Origin of the sequence: Variovorax cryoconiti (assembly GCF_051216395.1) — a bacterium.
GTDB lineage: Bacteria > Pseudomonadota > Gammaproteobacteria > Burkholderiales > Burkholderiaceae_C > Variovorax.
Genome location: NZ_JBPJZI010000004.1, coordinates 224,088 through 241,854 on the forward strand (window position 1 = coordinate 224,088; position 17,767 = coordinate 241,854).

The 17,767-nt window shown below is 70.3% G+C and carries 16 protein-coding genes and 1 tRNA gene; 10 read left to right on the forward strand and 7 right to left on the reverse strand.

The window, feature by feature from the left end; genetic code table 11:
- Positions 1-10 precede the first annotated feature (10 nt).
- Positions 11-1,309 (reverse strand): efflux RND transporter periplasmic adaptor subunit, encoded by a 1,299-nt coding sequence (locus ACSFA2_RS12870; protein WP_435455713.1) that lies wholly within the window; start codon positions 1,307-1,309, stop codon positions 11-13.
- A gap of 161 nt (positions 1,310-1,470) precedes the next feature.
- On the opposite strand from ACSFA2_RS12870, the gene ACSFA2_RS12875 reads away from it, so the two are divergent.
- Complete coding sequence (locus ACSFA2_RS12875) at positions 1,471-2,136, forward strand: TetR family transcriptional regulator (RefSeq protein WP_435455714.1); 666 nt, start codon at positions 1,471-1,473, stop codon at positions 2,134-2,136.
- Between the two features lie 42 nt (positions 2,137-2,178).
- Positions 2,179-2,253, forward strand: a tRNA-Arg gene (locus tag ACSFA2_RS12880).
- A 63-nt stretch (positions 2,254-2,316) separates the two neighbouring features.
- Here ACSFA2_RS12880 and rsmI read toward each other — a convergent pair.
- Positions 2,317-3,249, reverse strand: coding sequence for a 16S rRNA (cytidine(1402)-2'-O)-methyltransferase (rsmI, locus tag ACSFA2_RS12885; RefSeq protein WP_435455715.1), 933 nt, complete (start codon positions 3,247-3,249; stop codon positions 2,317-2,319).
- Here rsmI and ACSFA2_RS12890 point away from each other — a divergent pair.
- The 3 genes from ACSFA2_RS12890 to ACSFA2_RS12900 all read left to right on the forward strand — a co-directional run bounded on the left by ACSFA2_RS12890 (position 3,249) and on the right by ACSFA2_RS12900 (position 5,037).
- Entirely contained in the window at positions 3,249-3,653 is a 405-nt protein-coding gene (locus tag ACSFA2_RS12890; protein ID WP_435455716.1) for a YraN family protein, read from the forward strand. The two genes, rsmI and ACSFA2_RS12890, sit on opposite strands and share 1 nt — an antisense overlap.
- A 62-nt stretch (positions 3,654-3,715) precedes the next feature.
- Positions 3,716-4,315, forward strand: a complete 600-nt coding sequence (locus tag ACSFA2_RS12895) for an SIS domain-containing protein (RefSeq protein WP_435455717.1) — start codon at positions 3,716-3,718, stop codon at positions 4,313-4,315.
- Complete coding sequence (locus ACSFA2_RS12900; protein WP_435455718.1) at positions 4,312-5,037, forward strand: BON domain-containing protein; 726 nt, start codon at positions 4,312-4,314, stop codon at positions 5,035-5,037. Before ACSFA2_RS12895 ends, ACSFA2_RS12900 begins: the two co-directional genes overlap by 4 nt.
- Positions 5,038-5,066: 29 nt before the next feature.
- On the opposite strand, the gene ACSFA2_RS12905 is transcribed toward ACSFA2_RS12900, so the two are convergent.
- From ACSFA2_RS12905 to ACSFA2_RS12925, 5 genes are all read right to left on the reverse strand, one after another.
- A complete protein-coding gene (locus ACSFA2_RS12905) occupies positions 5,067-5,969 on the reverse strand; it encodes an NAD(P)-dependent oxidoreductase (RefSeq protein ID WP_435455719.1) in 903 nt (300 codons plus the stop codon).
- Between the two features lie 57 nt (positions 5,970-6,026).
- The gene (locus ACSFA2_RS12910) at positions 6,027-6,332 is read right to left on the reverse strand and encodes an NIPSNAP family protein (RefSeq protein ID WP_435455720.1); all 306 of its coding nucleotides are present in this window, start codon (positions 6,330-6,332) and stop codon (positions 6,027-6,029) included.
- Between the two features lie 104 nt (positions 6,333-6,436).
- Positions 6,437-9,079: a ligase-associated DNA damage response DEXH box helicase gene (locus tag ACSFA2_RS12915; protein ID WP_435455721.1), complete on the reverse strand. Its 2,643-nt coding sequence runs from the start codon at positions 9,077-9,079 to the stop codon at positions 6,437-6,439.
- Positions 9,076-10,737, reverse strand: coding sequence for an ATP-dependent DNA ligase (locus ACSFA2_RS12920; protein ID WP_435455722.1), 1,662 nt, complete (start codon positions 10,735-10,737; stop codon positions 9,076-9,078). Before ACSFA2_RS12920 ends, ACSFA2_RS12915 begins: the two co-directional genes overlap by 4 nt.
- Entirely contained in the window at positions 10,734-11,789 is a 1,056-nt protein-coding gene (locus ACSFA2_RS12925; protein ID WP_435455723.1) for a ligase-associated DNA damage response exonuclease, read from the reverse strand. The genes ACSFA2_RS12920 and ACSFA2_RS12925 overlap by 4 nt, the downstream gene beginning before the upstream one ends.
- A gap of 204 nt (positions 11,790-11,993) precedes the next feature.
- On the opposite strand from ACSFA2_RS12925, the gene ACSFA2_RS12930 reads away from it, so the two are divergent.
- The 5 genes from ACSFA2_RS12930 (at position 11,994) to ACSFA2_RS12950 (ending at position 17,734) form a co-directional block, all read left to right on the forward strand.
- A complete protein-coding gene (locus ACSFA2_RS12930; protein ID WP_435455724.1) occupies positions 11,994-14,012 on the forward strand; it encodes a sensor domain-containing diguanylate cyclase in 2,019 nt (672 codons plus the stop codon).
- Between the two features lie 92 nt (positions 14,013-14,104).
- Positions 14,105-15,085 (forward strand): tripartite tricarboxylate transporter substrate-binding protein, encoded by a 981-nt coding sequence (locus ACSFA2_RS12935; RefSeq protein ID WP_435455725.1) that lies wholly within the window; start codon positions 14,105-14,107, stop codon positions 15,083-15,085.
- Between the two features lie 2 nt (positions 15,086-15,087).
- Entirely contained in the window at positions 15,088-16,356 is a 1,269-nt protein-coding gene (locus tag ACSFA2_RS12940) for a 3-isopropylmalate dehydratase large subunit (RefSeq protein ID WP_435455726.1), read from the forward strand.
- Complete coding sequence (locus ACSFA2_RS12945; protein WP_435455727.1) at positions 16,353-16,883, forward strand: LeuD/DmdB family oxidoreductase small subunit; 531 nt, start codon at positions 16,353-16,355, stop codon at positions 16,881-16,883. The genes ACSFA2_RS12940 and ACSFA2_RS12945 overlap by 4 nt, the downstream gene beginning before the upstream one ends.
- Positions 16,880-17,734 (forward strand): isocitrate lyase/PEP mutase family protein, encoded by an 855-nt coding sequence (locus ACSFA2_RS12950; protein WP_435455728.1) that lies wholly within the window; start codon positions 16,880-16,882, stop codon positions 17,732-17,734. Before ACSFA2_RS12945 ends, ACSFA2_RS12950 begins: the two co-directional genes overlap by 4 nt.
- The last annotated feature ends 33 nt before the right edge of the window (positions 17,735-17,767 follow it).

Here is a 17,767-nt window from a genome sequence, read left to right on the forward strand (position 1 = left end):
CGGGCTCCTCTTACTGCTTGGCGGCCGAGGCCGGTGCGGCCGGTGCCGAAGCGGCAGAACCCGGTGCAGCCGGTGCAGCCGGTGCAGCCGGCGCTGCAGCCGAGGCGCTCGGTGGCGTCCACGGCACGGCCTTCACGGGCGTGCCGGGCGGCAGCATCTGCAGCTTCTGGAAGCCGTCGACCATCACCTGCTCGCCGGCCTTGAGGCCGTCCATCACCACCCACTGGTTGTTCTTGGCGGCACCGACCTTCACGGTGCGCTTGCTCAGCTTGCCGTCGGCGCCGACGACGGTGACCGTGTCGCCCTGCTGCGTGCGCGTCACGGCCTGCTGCGGCAGCGTGATGGCGTTGCTCACCTGGGCTTGTTCGATGCGCACGCGCACGTACAGGCCGGGCAGCAACTCGCCCTTGGGGTTGGGCAGCTCGGCGCGCAGCGTGATCTGGCCGGTGGTCGCGTCGACCGTGAGGTCGGAGAACAACAGCTTGCCCGGCGTCGGGTATTCACCGCCACCTTCGAGCACCACGCGCACGCTGGCGGCGTCGGCGCCATCCGCACGCTTGAACTGGCCCGCGGCCATGGCGCTGCGCAGCTTCATCACGTCGTTGGCCGACTGGGTGAAGTTCACGTACAGCGGGTTGATCTGCTGGATCACGGCGAGCGCCGTGGTTTCGCCCTGACCCACCAGGGCGCCTTCGGTCACGAGCGCGCGACCGATGCGGCCCGAGATGGGCGCGGTCACGGCGGCGTAGCCGAGATTGATGTTGGCGGTGGTCACCGAGGCGCGGGCCACGCCCACGTCGGCTTCGGCGGCCTTCTGCGATGCCACGGCGTTCGCGTATTCCTGCTTGCTCACCGCATTGGCCTCGACCAGCGGCTTGTAGCGGTCGGCCAGCGCCTTGGCCTGCACTGCATTGGCTTCGGCACGCGCCAGGCTGGCCTGCGCGCTGCGCGAGGCGGCGGCATACGGTGCCGAATCGATGCGGAACAGCGGCTGGCCGGCCTTCACGTCGCTGCCTTCGCGGAACAGCCGCTCCTGCAGGATGCCGGCGGCACGGGCGCGGACCTCGGCGATGCGCGAGGCTTCGAGGCGGCCCGGCAGTTCGGTGACCAGGCCCACGTCGGTCGGCGTCGCGACCACCACACCCACTTCGGGCGACGGCGCCGCGCCACCGGGCGCGCCCCCCGCAGCCGCGGGCTCCTTGCCTTTACCGCACGCCGTCAGTGCGACGGCGGCCACCACGGCCATACCGACCGCTGCGAAGCGCCACGAAGACAGGGAAGGACGTGAAGAGACATGCGATTGCGGCATGTGATTCCTTTGAAGCAAAAGAGGGGGACGACGTGCGATGCCCTTGATCGCCATCAAGGGCAAGTGGTCAGCTGGGTCATCGAAAGTCGGCGAGTTTACATACATTCGTGCATGTATAGTCCACCGACCTCGTGACCCGAGTGATTTTTTCAGGAGACACATTGGCCCGCCACACGAAGGAAGAGGCTCTCGCCACACGCCACCGGCTGCTCGACGCGGCCGAGGTGCTGTTCCAGGCGCAGGGCGTTTCTCAGACCTCGCTGCAGCAGATCGCCCAACAGGCGGGTGCGACGCGGGGCGCCATCTATTGGCACTTCAAGGACAAGGCCGACCTCTTCAACGCGATGATGGAACGCGTCACCCTGCCCCTCGAGGCGGCGGTGCAGGCGACCGGCCAGAGCGAGGCCGACCCGCTGCGCGAGGTCGAACGGGTGCTGGTGGCGGCGCTCAAGCTGATGACCACCGACCCGCAAGTGCGCCGCGTCTTCGAAGTGGCGACGCACAAGGTCGAGTACACGCAGGAGATGCAGTCGGTGCAGCAGCGCCACCTCGACGCGCGCAGCGCCTGCGTGGCTGACTTCGAGCGTGCGCTGCGCCTGGCCGCGCGCCGCCAGCATGTCCGCCTCGCGGTGCCCGCGGCCGTGGCCGCACAAGGGTTGCATGCCCTGGTAAGCGGGCTGATCCAGAACTGGCTGCTGGACCCCGATGCCTTCGAGCTCGTGCAGACCGGGCGGCGCACCTTCGGCGTGTATGTCGCGGGCCTGGGCTTCGCATTGCCGCGCGCATCCGCCGAGCTTCAGGCCGCGCCGTGTCCACTGGCCGCGTGATGGGCGATAATCGGCGGCTCGCGGTCTGATCCGCGAGGCTCTCTCGCTGTATTTCAACGGATAGAATTCGGCCCTCCGAAGGCTGAGATCCAGGTTCGATTCCTGGCGGCGGGACCACATACGAAGGCCGGAAGCTTGCAAAAGCTTCCGGCCTTTTTCGTGGACAAAGCGTCGAGAGCGCTAGCCGCCGTCGCGCAGACGCAGCGCCGTGTCGTACAGCGCGTTCTTCGGCGCGCCAGTGATGTCGGCCGCCAGCTTCACCGCGCCCTTGAGCGGCAGTTCGGCCAGCAGCAGGCGCAGCACGCGCTCCGCCTCGGCGCCGTCGTCGGCGGCCACCGCCACCGGGTGCAGCACCAGCGCGAATTCGCCACGTGTGCGGTCGCGGCCGGCGGCGAACCAGTCGGGCAAGGCGCTGGCTGCGACCGTGGCGATCTCCTCGAATTGCTTGGTGAGTTCACGGCCGATGGTGACGCGGCGATCGCCCAGCACGGCCAGCGCGCGGGCCAGCGCCTCGATGCGGTGCGGCGCTTCGAGCAGTACGACGCTGCGCGGCTCGCGTGCAAACACCTGCACCGCCGCATCGCGCTCGCCGGCCTTGCTGGGCGGAAAGCCCGCGAAGACGAAGGCGCTGCGTTCGTCACCGCCTTCGGCCACCAGGCCGGCTGCGGCAATGAGCGTGATGACGCTGCTGGCGCCCGGCAAAGGCAGTACCCGGTGGCCGGCGGCGCGCACCGCGGCCGCCAGCCGCGCGCCGGGGTCGCTCACGCCGGGCGTGCCGGCGTCGCTCACGTAGGCGATGCGCTCACCTTGCGCCAGGCGCGCGACCACGGCCTCTGCGGCCTCGGCTTCGTTGTGCTGGTGCACGGCGAGCAGCTGCGCGCCGGGCCGGTCGATGCCGTAGGCGCGCAGCATGCCCTGCGTGTGGCGCGTGTCCTCGCAGGCGACGACGTCGACGATGGCCAGCACATGCAAGGCGCGCAGCGTGATGTCGGCGAGGTTGCCGATCGGCGTGGCGACGACGTAGAGCGTGCCCTGCGGATAATGCTGGGCACCCGCGGCATCGCGCGCGGCCGACAGGGCGGCGCCGAAAGAGGCGGGAGCGAGAGCATTCAATGGGACTTCTCCAGAACAACGACAAGACGACAGGGAGCACGACGACCAAGCAGCGCGGCGACGCGGCGGAAGACGCCGCGCTGGCGCATCTGCAGAAGGCCGGCCTGCGTCTGATCGCGCGCAATTATCGAACCCCCGGCCGCGGCGGCGGCGAGATCGACCTGATCGTGCGCGACCCGCGCGACGGCACGGTGGTCTTCGTCGAGGTGCGCCAGCGCACAAGCCGCAGCCATGGCGGGGCCGGCGGCAGCATCACCGGCGTGAAGCAGCGCCGCATCGTGTTCGCCGCACGGCACTACCTGATGACGCTGCGCACCCCCCCGCCCTGCCGCTTCGACGTGGTGCTGGTCGAGCCCGAGGGCATTCAGTGGCTGGTCGCCGCCTTCGATGCGGGAACTGGTTGAACCCCGGCACGCTCCACGCATCACACCTTTTGTTTCATCACCCCCAGTTATCATCGCCGCCCATGCTTGAGCAACGGATCCAGCAGCACTTCATCGACAGCGCCGACCTCAAATACCAGGCAGGCCCGGTGCTCAGCAAACCCATCGGCCAGGCCATGCAGGCGCTGCTGGCCTGCGTGACCAGCGGCGGCAAGATCCTGGCCTGCGGCGCCGGCGTGTCCGGCCTGCTGGCGGCGCAGTTCGCCGCCCAGTTCGTCGGCCGTTTCGAGCGTGACCGCCCCGAGCTCGCTGCCATCGCCCTGCCCGGCGACGCCACCGACCCCGCCGCCGACACGGCCGAAGCCAGCGACGGCGACCGCTTCGCGCGGCAGGTGCGGGCACTCGGCCAGACCGGCGACGTGCTGCTCGCGCTGAGTGTGAGCGGCCAGTCGGCCGCGGTGCTCGCCGCCGTCGAAGCCGCCCATGCGCGCGACATGACGGTGGTGGCCCTGCTGGGCGCCCACGGCGGTGCGATCGGACGCGCACTGCGCGAGACCGATGTCCAGGTTTCCGTGCCGCACGAACGTGCGTTGCGCATCCACGAAGTCCACCTGCTCGCACTGCATTGCCTGTGCGACGGCGTGGACGCCCAGTTACTCGGAGAACAGGAAGCATCCACATGACGACCTCATCGACCCACCGCCTCGTGCTGACCCTTACCGCCGCGGCTGCGCTGGCCACGGCCCTTTCGGCGTGCGTGCCGCTGGTGGTGGGCGGCGCCGCCGTCGGCGCCGGCCTGATGGCCACCGACCGCCGCACCTCCGGCGCACAGCTGGACGACCAGGCGATCGAACTGCGCGGCGCTTCGCGCATCCGCGAGATCGCCAACGACCAGATGTACGTGAGCGTCACCAGCTTCAACCGCCAGATGCTGCTGACCGGCACGGTCGCCAACGAGGCCGACCGCCGCCGGGTCGATGCGGCCGTGCAGGGCATCGACAACGTGCGCTCCGTCGTCAACGAGGTGCAGGTGGGCGAGGCGCGGTCGTTCCAGGTGCGCTCCAACGACACCTTCATCACCGGCAAGGTCAAGGCCTCGCTGCTCGATGCCAAGGATGTCTTCGCGACCTCGTTCAAGGTGACCACCGAGAACGGCGTGGTCTACCTGATGGGCCTGGCCACGCGGCGCGAAGTCGACCGTGCCACCGACATCGCGCGCGGCGTGAGCGGCGTGCAGAAGGTGGTGCGCGTGGTCGAGGTGGTGAGCGAAGCCGAACTCGCCGGCCAACTGCGCCAGGGCGGCACGGCGGCCCCCGCACCGAGCGGCTCACGCGTGCCGCTGCCGCCGATGGAACCGCTGCCGGCCACGCCTTCCGGTGGCGCGACCGCCACGCCGATCCGCTGAACGAAACAAGCGCCCCGCGGGGCGCTTGTTTATTTGAGTCTCGTGATGAGGCTCGACGTGTCGTAGCGCGCGCCGCCGGCCTGCTGCACGTCGGCATAGAACTGGTCGACCAGCGCCGTCACCGGCAGCCGCGCGCCGTTGCGCTTGGCCTCGTCCAGCACCAGGCCCAGGTCCTTGCGCATCCAGTCGACCGCGAAGCCGTAGTCGAACTTGCCGTCGATCATGGTCTTGCCGCGGTTTTCCATCTGCCAGCTCTGGGCTGCGCCCTTGCTAATGACGCCGAGCACGGCTTCCATGTCCAGGCCCGCGCGCATGCCGAAGGCGATGGCTTCCGACAGGCCCTGCACCAGGCCGGCGATGCAGATCTGGTTGACCATCTTGGCCAGCTGGCCCGCGCCGCTCTCGCCCAGCAGCGTGACCGCGCGCGAGAAGGCCATGGCGATCGGCTTGACCGCGTCGAAGGTGGCGCTGTCGCCGCCGCACATCACCGTCAGCAAGCCGTTCTGCGCACCGGCCTGGCCGCCGGACACGGGGGCGTCGATGAACTGCAGGCCCTGGTCCAGCGCAATCTTCGACAGCTCCCGCGCCACGTCGGCCGACGCCGTGGTGTGGTCGACGAACACCGCGCCCTTGGCCATGCCGGCCAAGGCGCCATCGTCGCCCAGCACCACGGAACGCAGGTCGTCGTCGTTGCCGACGCAGCAGAACACGATCTCCGCGTTGGCCGCGGCCTCGCGTGGCGTGGGCGCGCTCTTGCCACCGAATTCGGCGGCCCAGGCGGCCGACTTGGCGGCGGAGCGGTTGTAGACCGTCACGCGGTGGCCGGCCTTGGCCAGGTGGCCGGCCATGGGGAAGCCCATCACGCCCAGGCCGAGGAAGGCCACCTGGCGCGAGGGAACGGAGTCGTAGGTTTTGGGGTTGAGGCTGCTCATGCGCGGCAGCTTAAACGACAGACGCGTCTCTCGCCAATGGCCGTGGCCGCAGCCCCGTCACTCGAACACGGGGCGGAAGAAGGTGCGCTCGTAGCTCAGGAAACAGCGCGTCTCGGCACCGTACGCGAACGCGTCCTTGCATTCCTGGTCGTCGAAGGACTGGATCCGGTACATCTCGTACGCCGCCAGCGACGGGAACGAGAAGGAGGCCAGCGCGATGTTGCTGGCGCCTTCCGACGGCAGCAGGTAGCCGTGGTGGATACCGCCGAACTTCCGCACCAGCGGGATCCAGAGCCGGGCGTAGTGCTCGAACTCGGGGAGCCGGGTCGGATCGAGCACGTAGCGAAGATGACAGGTGATCATGAACGGGCCTCCTGGGCGTTGGCATGCCGCGAGGGTTCGCCACGCATGCGCTCGTCAGCGTGGCTGGGAGCTCGGCGATTCTGAAGGCAAACATGCCCGTTTGTTCACAGCGGCGGCAGCGGTCGCGACGGCTTGCGCTCGCGCCGCGGCCCGCGGGGCGCGCCCGGCGCACCGCCGCGTCCGATGGCGCCTTCCTGTCCGAAGGCCATGCCCGCCTTGACGTCCTCCACACCGCCGACCGGCACCGCCCCGCCGGCCGCCTTCTCCAGCTGCTCGACCATGCGCGCGATGCGGTCGGCCACGCTTTCGTTGCTGAGCTTCTCGCGGAAGCGCTCGACCATCAGCGGAAAGGCGAAGGGCGTCGGTCGCGTCAGCGGCTGCACCACCAGGGCCTGCGCGTTCATGCGCACCAGGCTCGCGCGCAGGCGGCCGATCTCCAGCTCCTGCGCCAGCAGCTCCTGCTCCGCCTGCAGCAGCAGCCGGTTGGCGGGGTCGTACTTGCGGAAGACCTCCCAGAACAGCGAGGACGAGGCCTGCAGCTGCTTGTTGCTGCGCTTCTCGCCGGGGTAGCCCTGGAAGATCAGGCCCGACACCCGCGCGATCTCGCGAAAGCGCCGCTGCGCCAGTTCGCTGGCGTTGAGGCTTTCGAGCACCTCGTGCAGCAGCGCCGCATCGGCGTCGTGGTGCGCGATGGCGTCCTGCGCCTTCGCATCGTGGCCGGCACGCAGCACCTGCGGCAGCAGCACGGGCCAGTCGACTTCGGTGGCGCAGAGCAGCTCGAAGCCATAGTCGTTCACCGCGATCGAGAAGGTGCGCGGCGCGTGTTGCGCGACACGCCAGGCGATCAGGTTGGCCAGCCCAAGATGCACATGGCGGCCGGCGAAGGGGTAGAGAAACAGGTGCCAGCCTTCGCGCGTCTTCAGCACCTCGGCCAGCAGCGTCTGCGGCGTGGGCAGCGCGGACCATTGCTGCTGGATCTCGAGCAGCGGCCGCACGCACTGCAGCTCGGGTGTGTCGTAGCGGCCCTCGCCGGCCAGCGCGAGCTGCTGCACCACCGCATCGGCCAGCGTGGTCGACAGCGGCATGCGCCCGCCGTTCCAGCGCGGCACCGCCGCCCGCTTGCCGCTGGCACGCCGCACCCACGCCGTCATCTCGCGGATGCGCACCAGCTCCAGCATGCGGCCGCCGAACAGGAAGCAGTCGCCGGGTTTCATGCGCGCCGCGAAGCTCTCTTCGACGCTGCCGATCTTCGCGCCGCCGACGTACTGCACCGCCATGCTCGCGTCGCTCACGATGGTGCCGATGTTCATGCGGTGCCTGCGCGCCAGCCGCGCATCGGGCACGCGCCAGACACCCTCTGCGTCGGGCACCGCGCGCTGGTAGTCGGGGTAGGCCGCGAGCGACGGGCCGCCCTGCCGCACGAAGGCCAGGCACCAGTCCCAGCTGTCGCGCGACAGCTTGGCGTACGCCGCCGTGCCGCGCACCTCCGCGTACAGGTCCTCCGGCACGAAGCCGCCGCCCAGCGCCACCGTGACCAGGTGCTGCACCAGCACGTCCAGCGGTTGCTCGGGTGTGCTGCGCGCCTCGATGTGGCCAGCCGCGATGGCGTCGCGCGCCGCGGCACCTTCCACCATCTCGATGCTGTGCGTCGGCACCAGGGTGATGCGCGACGGCCGCCCCGGCGCGTGGCCGGATCGCCCGGCGCGCTGCAGCAGCCGCGCGACACCCTTGGGCGAGCCGATCTGCAGCACGCGCTCCACCGGCAGGAAGTCGACGCCGAGGTCGAGGCTCGACGTGCACACCACCGCTCGCAGTTCGCCACTCTTGAGGCCCGCCTCGACCCACTCGCGCACCGCGCGGTCCAAGGAGCCGTGGTGCAGCGCGATCAGCCCGGCCCACTCGGGCTTCGCTTCGAGGATCGCCTGGTACCAGATCTCCGACTGCGAGCGCGTGTTGGTGAAGACCAGCGTGGTGCTGCTCGACGCGATCTCCTCGACCACCTGCGGCAGCATCGTGAGCCCGAGGTGCCCACCCCATGGAAAGCGCTCGGCGCGGCCGGGCAGCAACGAATCGATGACCAGCTTCTTGGGCACCTGGCCCTGCACCAGCGTGCCATCGTCCCGGCCGAGCAGGGTGCGCATCGCCTGATCAAGGTTGCCCAGCGTCGCGGACATGCCCCACACGCACAGCGCGGGGTTCCAGCGCTTCAATCGCGCGAGCGCGAGCTGCACCTGCACGCCGCGCTTGTTGCCCAGCAGCTCGTGCCACTCGTCGACCACCACCATCTTCACCGTGCCCAGCACCTCGGCCGCATCGGCGCGCGACAGCAGCACCGACAGGCTCTCGGGCGTGGTGACGAGCACGGTGGGCAGGCGCGCGTTCTGCGCGCTGCGCTCGCCGCTCGACGTGTCGCCACTGCGCGCGCCGGCGGACCAGTCGGGGGCGAGGGTTTCAAGCGGTTGCTGCAGGGCGCGCAATGTGTCGGACGCGAGCGCGCGCATCGGCGTGATCCACAGCACGGTGAGCGGTGGCGCCAGCTTCTTCGCGCCGGCGCGCACGGCCGGCTTCGGCGCCGTCGCGAAGGCCTTGAGCGTGCCGAGCCACACCGCGTAGGTCTTGCCCGCGCCGGTGGTCGCATGCAGCATGCCCGAGCGTCCGTCCCCGACGGCCTTCCACACCTCGCGCTGAAAGGCGAAGGGCTTCCAGCCACGGCCCGCGAACCAGGCGACAAGGTCGGCAAGCTTCATGCCGCGGCCGGCAGCAGCGCCGCCAGCGTCTCCAGCGTGTCGGCCTCCCCCACCGGCTTGTCCTCCCGCCACCGCAGCATCCGTGGAAAGCGCACGGCGATGCCGCTCTTGTGCCGCGTGCTCTTCGCGATGCCTTCGAAGCCGAGCTCGAAGACCAGCGTCGGCTTGACGCTGCGCACCGGGCCGAAGCTTTCGATGGTGGTCTTGCGAATCACCGCGTCCACGCGGCCCATCTCGAGATCGGTGAGGCCGGAGTAGGCCTTCGCGAAGGGCACGAGCTTGCGGTCGGCCTGCCCGGGTGGCCCGTCCCACACGGCGAAGGTGTAGTCGCTGTAGAGGCTGGCGCGGCGGCCGTGGCCGCGCTGCGCATAGATGAGCACGGCGTCGATGCTCAGCGGGTCGATCTTCCACTTCCACCAGGTGCCGACGTCCTTGGTGCGGCCGACGCCGTAGTGCGCGTGGCGTTGCTTGAGCATCATCCCTTCGACACCCATGGCGCGCGCCGCCTCGCGCTGGCGTGACAGATCGGCCCAGCTGTCGCCAGTGAGCATCGGGCTGGCGATGAGCTGCGGGTGCTGCACCTGCGTGACCAGGTCGTCCATTCGTGCGCGGCGCTCTTGCTGCGGCATGGCGCGCAGGTCGCGGCCCTGCCATTCGAGGAGGTCGTAGCCGAGCAGCACGACCGGAATGTCGCGCAGCAACTTGGGACCGAGCGTCTTGCGGCCGATCCGGCGCTGCAGTTCGGCGAAGGGCTGCACGCGGTCTTCTCTCCACACCACGATCTCGCCGTCGAGCACGGTGCCGTCGGGCAGCGCCTCGCCCATGGTCGCGAGTTCGGGGAAGCGGTCGGTCACCAGCTCTTCGCCGCGCGACCACAGCGACACCGCGCCGCCGCGCTTCACCAGCTGTGCGCGGATGCCGTCCCACTTCCATTCGACGATCCAGTCGGCGGGCGGGCCGAGCAGCACATCGAACTGTTCGACCGGCTGGTTGAACGGATGCGCGAGGAAGAACGGGTACGGCTGGCCGCTGGTCTTCTGGTTGAGCTCGCTGTCGTTCTCCGCGCCGACGAGCACCTCGTAGTCGGCCGCGCTGGGCTGCCCGCTGATGTGCGTGTAGCCCATCAACCGCTGCGCCACGCGCTTGGGGTCGAGCCCGCCGACCGCGGCGAGTGCCTGCGTCACCTGCAGCCGCGACACGCCGACGCGGAAGCTGCCGGTCATGAGCTTGAAGTAGACGAGGCGTTCGTCGACCGCGAGCTGCCGCCACTGCGAACGCAGCGTGTCGGCGAGTGCCTCGGGCGCTGTCTTGCCGACATTTCGCAGCGGCAACAGGTGCTGCTCGACCCACGTCGCGAGGCCGAGGTCGTGCGACTCGGTTGGCGGCGGCAACAGCAGCGAGATGGTCTCGGCCAGGTCGCCGACGGCTTCGTAGCTCTCGTCGAACAACCACTCGGGCAGGCCGGCCGCCTCCTGCGCGAGCAAGCGCAGCAGCTTGGTCGGCACCAGTTGCCGCGGCTTGCCACCGGCGAGGAAATACACCGCCCAGGCAGCGTCTTCGGGCGCGGCCGCCTGCAGGTAGCGCTGCAGGGCGGCCTGCTTGGCGAGGCTCGATGTGGTGGCATCGAGTTCGCGGTAAAGGGCGGCGAAGGCTCTCATGACGCGGCGTCGGGCGCCGCTTCGACATCGGCCGGCGCGGGCTTGGCGTCGCCCTGGTCGGCCACGTCCTCGTCGCCGTACTCCGTCTTGAAGCCCTGCGCCTCCAGCCCGTTCTCGATGAGCCAGCGCACCAGCACCGCGACGCTGCCATGCGTGACGAACACGCGCTCGGCGCCCGTGCCGGCGATGGCCTTCTGCAGGCCGGGCCAGTCGGCGTGGTCGCTCATCACGAAGCCGCGGTCGACGCCGCGCCGGCGCCGCGTGCCGCGCAGCTGCATCCAGCCGCTGGCGAAGGCATCGGCGTAGGCGCCGAAGCGGCGCATCCACGGCGTGCCCTGGGCCGAGGGCGGGGCCAGCACCAGCGCGCGCTTGAGCATCTGCGCGTCGACGCCGGGGTCGCTCACGCGCAGGGTCGGCGGCAGCGCGACGCCGGCGGCGCGGTACACCGCATTCAGCGGCTCGACCGCGCCGTGCACCACGATCGGCCCGATGCCGGCATCGACGCCATGCAAGATGCGCTGCGCCTTGCCGAAGGCATAGCAGAACAGCACCGACGCGCGGCCCTCGTCGGCATTGCGGCGCCACCAGTCGTTGATCTCCGCGAACAGCACCGCCTGCGTGGGCCAGCGGTAGATCGGCAGGCCGAAGGTCGACTCGGTGATGAAGGTGTCGCACGGCACCGGTTCGAAGGGCGGGCAGGTGCCGTCGGGCTCGGTCTTGTAGTCGCCCGATGCGACCCACACGCGTCCGCCGTGTTCGAGCCGCACCTGCGCCGAGCCGAGCACATGGCCGGCCGGATGCAGCGAGATGCGCACGCCGTGGTGCGCGATGGCTTCGCCGTAGGGCAGCGTCTGCAGCGTGATGTCGGCGCCGAGCCGCGTGCGCAGCGTGCCTTCGCTGTCGGTGTGCGCCAGATAGTGGCCGTGGCCCACGCGCGCGTGGTCGGAATGCGCATGCGTGATGACGGCACGCGCCACCGGTCGCCAGGGGTCGATGTAGAAGTCGCCGGGCGGGCAGTAGAGGCCTTCGGGGCGGGCGACGACGAGGTCCATGGTGTCCATGCTAGCCCGCAGCCTGCCGGAAAGCAGACGCTCGCCAGCGCGTTCTCGCGTGTGGCTTGGCCTACACAGGTGCCAGGTGCTTTTCGCCAGGAGCCGTCGAGACACGCGACAATGGCTCCGACCTGCCCCACCCACCGAATTCCTGTCTGGAACGCCCGGCCCGCGCCGGGTGAAATTTTGCCCCAACGACTGCCCATGACCGGCCGCGACTTCCACTGGCCCGCAGCCTTCGGCTCCCTCAAGCTGCGCATCACCGTGGGCGGAATCGCAGCGCTGGTGGTGGGCATCGGGCTGATCACGGCGCTGCTGGTGATGCGGGCCCAGCGCGACACGCTCAACACGCAGCTGGTGCGCGAGTCGAGCGAGACGGTGCGCACGGCGGGGCTGCTGTCGCGCCAGATGGTCGAGCTGCAGCGCGCGCTGGCGAGCGTCGCACCGCAGTTCGGCAGCATCGCGGCGGACGACCATGGCGCGGTGATGCGCCTGATCGATTCGCAACAGGTGCTGCGGCAGCTCTTCACCAACCTGTTCGCGGCATCCGCCGATGGGCGGGTGCTGGTCACCGCCGACAAGCGGCAGGTGTACCTCCCGGTGTCGCTCAACATCGCCGACCGCGACTACTTCCAGCAGACCGTGCGCGAGCACCGGGCGATCATCTCCGACGCCATACCGGGCCGCGTGAGTGGCCAGCCGCAGATCTTCATGACGCAGCCGGCACGCGATGCGTCGGGAGCGACCATGATCCTGGGCGGCTCGCTGCGGCTGAACACACGCGACCTGCTCGACGGCCTGGTCGAGGACGATGCCGGCGATGCTGCCGCGCTGGTCGTCGTGACCGACCAGACCGGCCGCGTGCTGGCCCACCCGAACCGTGACCGCCTGCTGACGCTGCTGAGCAGCGAACCGCGCCTGGCGCAGGCGTTCGCGGCCTGGCAGGCGATCGGCGCCCCGGTCGAACCGACGGGCATCCGCCTGCCGCAGCGCGGCGAACTGGTCAGCGCGGCGGGTGTGCCGGGGCCGGACTGGATGGTCTGGCGCGTGCGCGCCGAAGCAGACGTGCTGGCGCCGCTGCGCGCCGCCCGCGCCGACGCGATCCTCGGTGCGGTGGTGCTCCTGGCGCTGCTGTCGCCGCTGCTCTTCGTGACGCTCTGGCGCGCCTTGCGGCCGCTGACGCTGCTCGAACACCGAGCGCAGCATCTGTTCGACGGCTCGCTGCAGCCGGAGGCCGGCTGGCCACGCGAACGCGGCGAGATCGGGCGCCTCGGCGACGTGCTGCGCCGGGTGGGCCTGGATCGGCTCACGCTCGAGGCGCAGAACGCCAAGACCATGCGCAAGCTGAATTTGGTGATGAGCGCCGCGCCGGTGGGCATCGCCTTCACGCGCGACGACCGCTTCGAGCTCGTCAGCGCCGAACTCTGCCGCCTGGTCGCCGCGACGACGCAGGACCTGCTCGGCCAACCGCTGCGCACGCTGTTCGCATCCGACGAAGACCATGGCGCCTTCCTCGCGCGCGAGCGTTCGGACTTCCGCGCACTGCAGCCCTACACCGGCGAATGGCAGCTGCTGCGGCACGACGGCTCGAAGTTCTGGGCCGCCCTGCGCACCAAGCCGGTCGACCTGGCCGACCGCACCCTCGGCACCATCTGGATCGTCAGCGACATCGAAGACCAGCGCGCCGTGCGCCAGCAGCTCGAGTGGTCGGCCACGCACGACGCACTCACCGGCCTGGCCAACCGCGAGGCCTTCGAGCGGCAGGCACAGCGGCTGGTCGAGACGCGACCCGATTCGCTGCCGGCCGCGCTGGTCTTCCTCGACCTCGACCGCTTCAAACCGGTGAACGATACCGCCGGCCACCTGGTCGGTGACCTGATGCTGCTGACGGTAGCGACCGCCATCACCACACGCGTGCGCGCCGGCGACCTCGTGGCCCGCATGGGCGGCGACGAGTTCGCGCTGCTGCTCGAAGATTGCCCGCACGACATGGCGATGCGCATTGCCGACGACGTGCGCCGCGCCGTCACCGAGGTCGTGGTGCCCTCGACGCACGGCCCGCTGAGCGTCGGTGCCAGCGTCGGCGTGGCGGCGCTGCAGGCGAACATCGCGACGGTGAACGACTGGCTGCAGGCCGCCGACGCCGCCTGCTATGCGGCGAAGGCGGCCGGCCGCGACACGGTGCGGGGTGCGCTGTTCGAGGAACAGGCCCGCGACCGCTGAGCCGCCGGTCCGGTCCACAGGACCACCTGGTTCCATTGAAGCGCGTGGCGCAGGCTCCTAAAGTGCAGGTACTGCACGACAACGGAGACACGATGACGAAGAAAACCAACGCAGCGCGCACCCGCGCGGCCGCCCTGTTCCTGGGCCTGGCCGGCGCCCTGGCCGCACCCCTGGCCTTTGCGCAGGACAACAAGCCCATCACCATCGTCGTCGGCAGCCCCGCCGGCGGCACCACCGACACGCTGGCCCGCGTGATCGGCCGGGCGATGGGCGAGACCCTGCAACGCCCGGTGCTGGTCGAGAACCGCGCCGGTGCCGGCGGCAACATCGCGGCCGCCTACGTGGCCAAGGCACCGGCCGACGGCAGCACGCTGCTGATGAGCTTCACCGGCCACACGATCAACGCCACGCTCTACAAGAACCTGCCCTTCGATCCGGTGAAGGACTTCACGCCCATCACCATGGTCGCGCGCGTGCCCAGCGTGCTGGTGGCGCGCAAGGACGTGCCCTTCGACGACATGGCGGGCCTCATCGCCTATGCGAAGAAAAACCCGGGCAAGCTGAGTTTCGCCATCGGCGCACAGGGCTCGTCGCTGCACCTGGCGAGCGAGCAGTTCAAGATGATGACCGGCACCGACATCCTGAACGTGCCCTACAAGGGCACCGGCCCGGCGCTCACCGACACCCTGGCCGGCACGGTCGACCTGATGTTCGCCAGCACGGTCAACGTGCTGCCGCATCGGCAGAACCCCGCGATCAAATTCCTCGGCGTGAGCAGCACCGCGCCGCTGCCGCAGTTCGCCAAGGTGCCGGTGATCGGTAACACGGTGAAGGGCTTCGAGTCGAGCGCCTGGTTCGGCCTGTTCGGCCCGGCCAAGATGCCGCCGGCCGTGACCGACAAGCTCTACGCTGCGGTGAAGAAGGCGCTGGAAAGCCCCTCGTACAAGGAGCGCATGGACACCGAAGCCGCCACCGCCGCCGACATGACGCCGCAGGCCTTCACCACCTTCGTCGCGCAGGACGTGCAACGCTGGGCGAAGATCATCAAGGCCTCGGGCGCCTCGGTGGAATGAGCATGCAGCCACAGACACTGGCGCAGAAGCTGGTTGCGCGCGCGGCCGGTGTCGGCGCGGTGACGCCGGGCGAGATCGTCACCTGCCGGGTCGACCTGGCCATGATGCACGACTCGGGCGGCCCGCGCCGCGTGAAGCCGATGCTCCAGAAGCTCGGCGCCAAGGTGTGGGACCCCGACAAGGTGGTCGTCATCACCGACCACTACGTGCCGGCGCACGACGCCGACAGCCGCGCCATCGTGCAGATCGCGCGCGACTGGGTGAAGGACGTGGGCATCACCCGCTTTCACGACACCGAGGGCATCTGCCACGTGGTGCTGCCGCAGAAGGGCCACCTGCGCCCCGGCCTGTTCGCGGTCGGCGGCGACAGCCATTCGCCCACCGGCGGCGCCTTCGGGGCCTACATGTTCGGCGTGGGCGCGACCGAGATGTTCGGCGTGCTGGTGACCGGCGAAATCTGGCTCAAGGTGCCGCACACCATCCGCATGCACTGGGACGGCCGGCTCGCGCCGGGCGTGTCGGCCAAGGACATGATGCTGCACCTGTGCGGCCGCTTTGGCATGGATGGCGGCCAGTACCAGGCGGTCGAGTACGCGGGCCCGGCGGTGCGCGCGCTGTCGATGCAGGAGCGCATGACGCTGTCGAACATGACGGCCGAGCTCGGCGGCCAGGCCGGCCTCGTCGCGCCCGACGCGGTGACGGCCGAATGGCTCGCAGGTGTCGGCGTGCACGACGTCGACACCGCGCCCTGGCACACGGACGACGGCGCCGCGCTGCTGGCCGACCATCGCCTCGATGCCTCCGCGCTCGCGCCGCAGGTGGCCGCGCCGCACAGCCCGGCGCAGTCGCAGGTGGTGGGCGTGTTCGCGGGCACCGTGGTCGACATCGCCTACGTCGGCGCCTGCACCGGCGCCAAGCTCGACGACCTGCGCATGGCTGCGCAGGTGCTGCGCGGCCAGCGCGTGGCCAAGGGCGTGCGCTTGATGGTGGCACCCGCCAGCGCCGCCGACCAGGCACAGGCCGCCGCCGAGGGCACGCTGGGCGCGCTGCTGGACGCCGGTGCCGAACTGCTGCCCAACGCCTGCGGTGCCTGCGCCGGCTACGGCGCCAATGTCTTCGGCGAGAACACCGTGGCCATCAGCACCACGGCGCGCAACTTCAAGGGGCGCATGGGCGCGGACTCGTCGCAGGTCTACCTGGCCTCGCCCTTCACCGTGGCCGCATCGGCCATCGCGGGGCGCATCGTCGATGCGCGGGAGATGCTGGCATGACGACACCATCGAGCGGCCGCGCCTGGGTCTTCGGCGACGACCTCAACACCGACCTGCTGGCGCCGGGGCGCTACATGAAGTTCGGCGTGGACGAGATCGCCAAACACTGCCTCGAATCGATCTCGCCGGCATTCGCCGCCACCGTGCGGCCGGGCGACATCGTCGTGGCCGGGCGCAACTTCGGCGCGGGCTCGTCGCGCGAACAGGCGGTCGAGGTGCTGCGACACCTGGGCGTGGCCGGCGTGGTGGCGGTGTCGTACGCGGGCCTCTACTACCGCAACGGCTTCAACCTCGGCCTGCCGCTGCTGGTGTGCGCCGAGGCGCCGAGCCTGGTCGACGGCGCATCGCTCGCGCTCGACCTCGACGCCGCGCAGCTGCATGACACCGCCACCGGCCGCACGTTGCAGTGCGAAGCGGTGCCGGCCCATCTGATTGCGATGGTGCGCGACGGCGGCCTGGTGCCGCATCTTCAGCAGCGCCTCGCGCGCGGCGACATCGCCGCCCAACGAACCTCCTCCCCCCCATGACCCTCCGCACACGCCTCCAATCACCGAGCATCGTCACGGCCCCTGGCGTCTACGACGCGCTCTCCGCCCTGCTGGTCGAACAGGCCGGCTTCGAGGCCGCCTACCTGTCGGGTGCCAGCATCGCCTACACGCGTTTCGGCCGGCCCGACATCGGCCTGCTCTCGCTCGACGACGTGGTGGCCGTGACAGGCCACATCCGCGAGCGCACCGCCCTGCAGCTGATCGTCGATGCCGACACCGGCTTCGGCAACGCGCTGAACGTGCGCCGCACGGTGCAGCTGCTCGAGCGGGCCGGCGCCTCGGCCATCCAGCTCGAGGACCAGACCCTGCCCAAGCGCTGCGGCCACCTCGACGGCAAGACGATCGTGCCGGCGGCCGAGATGGCCGGGAAGATCCGCGCCGCGGTCGACGCGCGTCGCAACGCCGACACGCTGATCATCGCTCGCACCGACGCCGTCGCTGTCGAAGGCCTCGAGCCCGCGCTGGAACGCGCCGAGCGCTACGCCGAGGCCGGCGCCGACGTGCTGTTCGTCGAGGCGCTGCGCAGCAAGGAAGACATGGCCGCCGCCCTGGCACGCCTGTCGCATCGCGCGCCGATGCTGGCCAACATGGTCGAGGGCGGCAAGACACCGGTGCTGCCGTCGGCCGAGCTGCAGTCGCTGGGCTACCGCATCGCCATCTTCCCGGGCGGCACGGTGCGGGCGCTGAGCTTCGCGCTGCAGGGTTACCTGCAAAGCCTGCGCGCGCACGGCACGACCACGCCGTGGCTGCCGCAGATGCTGTCCTTCGACACGCTCAACGGCGTGATCGGCACGCCCGAGATGCTGGCGCTGGGCAAGCGCTACGAATGAGCAAAGGGCGGGCGCCGATTGCCCGCCGCGGTG